We start from the raw sequence: 6000 nt of genomic DNA, 5'->3' as shown, positions 1-6000 counted from the left end.
GACGAGCAGCTGTTGCTGTTGGCCGCAGTCGTATGCAGCGTCGGCATCTACGCCTCATCCGCCATCGCCGCTCATGCGGCGCGTTCGGAAGGCGTAGCTCGGCGCAAATGGGGCATCGTCAGTATCGTCGCCGCCGGCTGTACCGCGTGGGCGACCCACATGATCGCCCTGCTCGCCTATCGACCCGGCATGGCGGCCGGCTTCGAACCGATCCTGACGGCAGTCTCGCTGTTCCTCGTGATCGGGGGGATCGGCACCGGGGTCGGCCTCTCCATCGGCCAGCGCGCGCGTGCGCCCCGCTTCGTGGCAGGCGTCATCCTGGGTTCGGGCGTCACCGCCCTCCATTACGTCGGACAGGCGTCATATCGGGTGACGGGGCACGTCACCTGGGACTGGGGCTTCATCGCCCCATCCGTGCTCCTGAGCCTCGGTCTTTCCGGCCTCGCCCTGATCATGGCGGGTGAGCGCGATCGCTCCCGCCGACGTTTCGCCGGCCCCCTGCTGTTCGGTTCGATCGTGGTCCTGCATCTCGCCGGTATGACCGCGGTCACCATCGCCTACGACCCTCAGGTGGCATTGCCCGCCTCCGCCATCGCCCCGGAGACGATCGCCCCGATCATCGCGCTCGTCTCGTTCGGCCTGCTCAGCCTCGCCTTCTTCGGCTTGCGGTCCGCCTTGAATGCCCGGGCGCAGCTGCGCAGGGACAGCGCGCGTCTGCGGGAGCTGGCAAGCCTTTCGCTCGAAGGCCTCGCCGTATGCGACGGCGAAGTCGTGACGACGGCCAATCGTAGCCTTGAAGAGATGTCCGGCCTGACTCAGGCACAGTTGGTCGGGTGCAACGTGAAACGCCTGCTCCCCGGACTGGTGCTGGGCGACCTCCCGGAACACGAGGAACGCGAAGTCGAGCTCGTCGACGCCGCGGGTGGGCATGTCCCGGTCCGCGTCGTACGGAAAGACATCTCACTCGGCCACAAGCGCCAGACCGTGATCGCCTTCCGGGACCAACGGGAGCGCCTGCAATCGGAAGCACGGCTCCGGACGCTCGCCTTTACGGACACCGTGACTGGGTTGCCCAACCGGGCTCGCTTCGGCGACCTGCTGACCCACCATTCCGCGACCTTGCGGAACGGGGAAGGCGGCTTCGCCGTGCTGATGCTCGATCTCGATCGGTTCAAGTTCGTCAACGATACGCTCGGTCACGGCATGGGCGACGACCTCCTGCGTAAGGTCGCCGCGCGGCTGCAAGCCGTCGTCGGCGAAACCAACATCGTGGCACGTCTCGGCGGGGACGAGTTCGCCATCCTGCTTCTGGGCTCCGTCGGCGTCGCGTCTGTGGAATCCCTCGCGGTCGCCCTCGTGGAGGCGATCGATCGACCCTTCCTGCTCGACGGGCAGCTGGTTCATGTCGGCGTTAGCATCGGTATCGCGATGGCTCCGCTGAACGGCAGCCAACCCGAGGAACTGCTCCGCAATGCCGATTTCGCCCTCTACAAGGTCAAGGGTGAGGGCAAGGGGTCTTTTTGCCTGTTCGAGCCGGCGCTTGCCGAACGCATGCAGGCGCGCATCCGTTTGGAAGCCGACATGCGCCGCGCCCTCGAGGTCGGCGAGTTCGAGGTCCACTACCAGCCGCTCGTCGATGCCGAGACGGGGGTAGTGACCGCAGCAGAAGCTCTGGTCCGCTGGCGTCACCCTGTACGCGGCCTCATTCCGCCGATCGAGTTCATCCCCCTGGCCGAGGAGACCGGCCTCATCTTGCACCTGGGTGCCTGGGTGCTGCGAACGGCTTGTACGCAGGCGTCGACGTGGTCCAGCTCGATCAAGGTGGCGGTCAATCTCTCGCCCGTTCAGTTCCGCGACGACCGTCTCGCGGAAACGGTCGCTGCGACCCTCAAAGCGACCGGGCTTGAGGCGGGCCGTCTCGAACTCGAAATCACGGAAGGCGTCATGCTCGACGACGAGGAACGGACCCTTTCGATGCTCACGAAGCTCAAGGCGCTTGGTGTCAGCCTCGCGATGGACGACTTCGGGACCGGGTATTCCTCACTCAGCTATCTGCGCCGCTTCCCGTTCTCGAAGATCAAGATCGATCGTTCCTTCGTTCGTCTCCTGCCTGAGGATACGGAGAGTGCGGCGATCGTCCGGGCCATCATCACCATGGGCGCGTGCCTGGGTATGACGACCACCGTCGAAGGTGTGGAGACGGCGGAACAGTACGCGTTCGTCGCCGAGGCCCAATGCAGCCAGGTTCAAGGCTATCACGTCAGCCGTCCGCTGCCCCATGCCGAGTTCCTCAGTTTCCTGACGGGCATGAAGGCCGCGGCTTGAGCAATCGCTGACGTTCGTCGCACTGTTTCCGAAGTGCACCCAGCGCTTGCTTCTAAGTGACGGTTCACGTCGCGAAGCCACGCAGATCTGAGATTGCCGGCCTGCCGACGAATGGCTGCTTTCGGGAACAGCCAACAGCAATTCAAACGGCTGCCATGAATTGTAGGCAGAATGTCCGGTTCTAGCCGAAAGTCCAAAGGCTGCTCACCACCCAACCCAGTCGTTGGCCTCCACCTCAACAGCCTGAGAGCGGACGTCACGAGGGTCGGCAAGAGGTCGGAAGCTGACCCAGGGCATGAGTTCCTTCCGTCAGATTTCGACTACTAGCTCTACCTGCATCAGGTCCAGGCCGAGCTGGGGGCGGGGGCAATTCCGTAGATTGGTCTCCGCGACTCCCCTCAAACGCTTACCGTCTGCGAAATGAAACGAGGCATCCAGCTTGCCGAGCAGTCCAAAAGGCTGCTACATTTCCCCTGGCGACGGGCCAGCTAAACGTCTGACAAGACTAGAGATTTTCTGTGACTGTTGCGAGGGACAGGATCCAGGTCCCCCAGCCAATGAATTTTCAACGACTTAGCTTCAACGACGAGCGCCTACGGCGGCAGGTTTGACTTTTCTTCGGAACGGTCTTCCCCGTGCAGATCGCCGATCACGCGTGCGTTCGACCGTTTCATGTCGGTGGTACGTCGGCGTCGCGTAGGCCGTGCGTTGGCCCAAGATATCGGCGATCTCCCGATCCGTATTTCCGAGCTCGCGCAGGTCGGTCGCGACGCTGTGGCGAAGATCACCTCGCCGTTCAGGCACTCGTCGCGGAGCTTCGCGTTGGAGCTTTCGCAATAGCCGTTTTCCCAGGGACCGCCCGACTCGATGCAGGCTGCCCGCGAGCCGACCGCTGCGATCCAGTCCTGAACCGCTTTGTCGATCAATTCCAGCCCGTTGCCCGGGCGGATTTGATGGGGTGCCCAATCTAAACCGAACAAGTCCGAGAGCACGTCGATCACGTCTACCGCCTGGAGCTTGCGAGTGATCCGGTTGAGCAGGCGCCTGCGGGTGGGCGCGCTGCGCGATCCTTGGGCCCGCCGCCACGTTCAGCGTTCGGTGCTTGCGACCCCTGTGCGTACGATGCTCGACGAAGTCGTAGGACCGGATATGTGTGGTTCTGGCATGTGGTGGAGCGGATCGAGTTTTCGAAACTGCTCCTTCGATGCCTTCGAGATCCGCTTACCTCTTCGACAGGAGCGCACGCCAAATCAGTAACTGCCTTGGATCAGGCAACTCGGGCACAGGGCACGTTCCGCCATCGTCGTCGAAACGCGGGTGACGCGTTTCCCGGATCGAGCTGACGACATCAGATTCGCGAATTTCGATCCTGCAGGTGATTTTCCGGGTTGGATGGGTGTCGTTCGGTTGGTCAACGATTCGAGGAGCTCGAGTTCCCAATTCTTCGCCTTGTAGGCTGAGGCGCGCATCGCGGCTTCCTTTCGGAGAATGCCGGAGCGCGTGTCGCCTCCGAGGAGTTTGGCACCGGGCGGTGCCCATTCCTCCGCCGTCCGACCGGTGATCGCCAGGACGTAGCTTCGGGTTTCCATGGGCAGGCCGCCGCGGCCAGCGAGCCAGTTCGCAACCCGCGTCGGGCCGCCGTTATAGGCGGCGGCGGCAAGGCCGATATTCCCGAATTGCCGGGTGAGGTCGCTGAGGAAGGCGGCCGATTTCGGCAGGGCCTCAGCCGGGTCGAAGGGATTCTTCAGCCCGCGGTCGGCTGCCGTGCCGGGCATGAACTGCGCGATCCCCTGGGCGCCGGCGCGGCTGACCGCGCGATGATTGAAACCGCTTTCCTGCTTGATCAGGCGCAGGAAGTAATCGACCGGCACGGAGTGGGCGGCGGCGGCTTCGCGCGCGATGCGTTTGACCCCCGCCACATCGTGCGGCGCGGTGTCGGCCTGCGGTGCCTGCACCGGCCTCCTCAGGACCTTCAGCACGAGGGGGATGGTGGCTCCTTCGCGCAACTGGACCGCGACCGCCTCACCGCCCGGCCCATCCTGAACGGGGCTCTGCCCCGCCCGGGCGAGGTCGGACGAAGCCGCGCAAAGCAGGGCAAGCACGACGAAGGTCCGCAGGCGGGCCGCGAACCGCATGGCCGATCCGTCCGACATCAAAACGCCTGCTCGATCGGGCCGAGAACCATGCCCAGCCGGAGGCGGGAGGACAGCGAAGGCTCCGAGCGTTTGACGGATCCTGTGCGGTGACGGCACCGAAGCGCGATGGGACGGGCTTTCCCGAGATTCATGCTTGACGGGACCGCAGGAAACGCGATGCCCTGTCGAGAGTTGATCCGCGTGATCGAGGTTTCGAGAAGCAATGTCGCGTCCAGGGAAGAGATCGACCATGTTGAGACCTTGGATGGCGCTCGCGGTGGTTTGCGTGTCGACGACCGTCATCGCAGGAGAGCAGGTTCGTCCTCACCGTGGCTCGCCCGCGCGCCCGTCGATCGAGCAATCGTCCGAGGCCCGGATCCAGCAGGTTCCCGAGCGCTCGCGATCGCCGGCCCAGCCGATCCCCGAAGGCGAGGCGAAGAGCGCCAATGTCCGCGGGCCCTCCGCGCCGGTCACCTGCAACGGCCAGAACTCCGAATCCCCGGCCTGCTACACCGCAACCCAGCAGAGCCGTCCCGTAACCCGCTGACATCCGGTCCGCATCCATCGTGCCTGACGGCGGGCGAGCCCGCGCGGCGACGGCGTCACCCCTTCGCCGCGAGGGCGACCGGTGACACGGCCTCGGGCGATCCCGGCTCCGTCACGGCGAAATCGACCGCGCGACGCTGGTCCTCCAGGGCCCGCAAGAACGCCTCGCCGGCCTCGGCATCCTTGAATTTCCAGAGCTTGTTCTTCACGCCCTCGAAGATGAGCGAGTAGACCGCCAGCTGAACGCCTTCCCGAACGGCCAGGGTCGTGGGCGAATTCTTGGTGAAGCCGGCTTCGGCCTGGAGCAGATGGTCCACCGCCGCGAACTTGAACGCGGTTCCGTTCACCAGCACCGAGTAGATGGTCTTCGTCGTGGTCACCGAGGCGAGGACGCGGCCGGTCTGAACGCTGACGGCGCGAAGGGCCACGGTGACGATGTCCTGCCGGTACTGCGCGTTGCCGCCGATCCCGAGGTAGTTCGCGCCGATTCCGCCCGTGGTCTCGTTCGAATCGTAGCCGATGATGCCGCCCTGGAGCGTGACGCCGGCGAAGCGCAGCGGTGGCAGCCCCTTGGACTTGTCACCCTCCACCGCGGTGCGGGTGTTCTGGATGATCTGCCGCTCCTGGAGGAGAGCGGCGAGCTCGTTGCGCTCGGCAACGTTGAACCAGCGGCCGCCGCCGGCCTTCACCAGCACGTCGGTCAGGATCGGTGCGCCGCCTTGTGTCGTCGCACGCGAGAACTCCGCGAAGTTGTCGTTCGGCTTGTTCTGTCCGGTCAGGTCCGGGAAACTGTAGACCGCCACATCCAGCGCCTGGACCGGGGGCGGCAGCCTCTCGAGGATGATTCCGGTCTTGGTGTCGGCCACGAGGGCGGCCGGCTGGGTCGCGGGATCGAGCGCCGATCCGGTCAGCGCAACGCAGCCCGCGAGGGCGGGCGCGAAAGCCGCGGCGACCGCGACGCGCTTTAGAAGTGTGAACATTCGCCTCGAGCCCC

The 6000-nt window shown here is 65.0% G+C and carries 4 protein-coding genes and 1 pseudogene; 2 read left to right on the top strand and 3 right to left on the bottom strand.

What is annotated here, in order from left to right; all coding sequences use genetic code 11:
- On the top strand, positions 1-2325 hold a 2325-nt coding region (locus MKK68_RS24555; protein WP_244033189.1), incomplete at its 5' end, for a putative bifunctional diguanylate cyclase/phosphodiesterase.
- A gap of 779 nt (positions 2326-3104) precedes the next feature.
- Here the strand turns inward: MKK68_RS24555 and MKK68_RS24550 are convergent.
- Both MKK68_RS24550 and MKK68_RS24545 read right to left on the bottom strand, forming a co-directional pair.
- Positions 3105-3486: pseudogene (locus MKK68_RS24550) on the bottom strand (integrase core domain-containing protein); the annotation flags it as partial.
- A gap of 89 nt (positions 3487-3575) precedes the next feature.
- Complete coding sequence (locus MKK68_RS24545; protein ID WP_244033188.1) at positions 3576-4460, bottom strand: transglycosylase SLT domain-containing protein; 885 nt, start codon at positions 4458-4460, stop codon at positions 3576-3578.
- Between the two features lie 265 nt (positions 4461-4725).
- Here MKK68_RS24545 and MKK68_RS24540 point away from each other — a divergent pair, with 265 nt between their 5' ends.
- Positions 4726-5007, top strand: coding sequence for a hypothetical protein (locus MKK68_RS24540; protein ID WP_243932425.1), 282 nt, complete (start codon positions 4726-4728; stop codon positions 5005-5007).
- Positions 5008-5062: 55 nt separating this feature from the next.
- Here MKK68_RS24540 and MKK68_RS24535 read toward each other — a convergent pair whose 3' ends face one another.
- The gene (locus tag MKK68_RS24535; protein WP_243932423.1) at positions 5063-5986 is read right to left on the bottom strand and encodes a CsgG/HfaB family protein; all 924 of its coding nucleotides are present in this window, start codon (positions 5984-5986) and stop codon (positions 5063-5065) included.
- Between the last annotated feature and the right edge of the window lie 14 nt (positions 5987-6000).

This window comes from Methylobacterium sp. E-016 (genome assembly GCF_022829745.1).
Classification (GTDB): Bacteria; Pseudomonadota; Alphaproteobacteria; order Rhizobiales; family Beijerinckiaceae; genus Methylobacterium.
The sequence above is the reverse complement of the archived record's forward strand: the minus strand, read 5'-3'. Positions and strand labels throughout refer to the sequence as shown.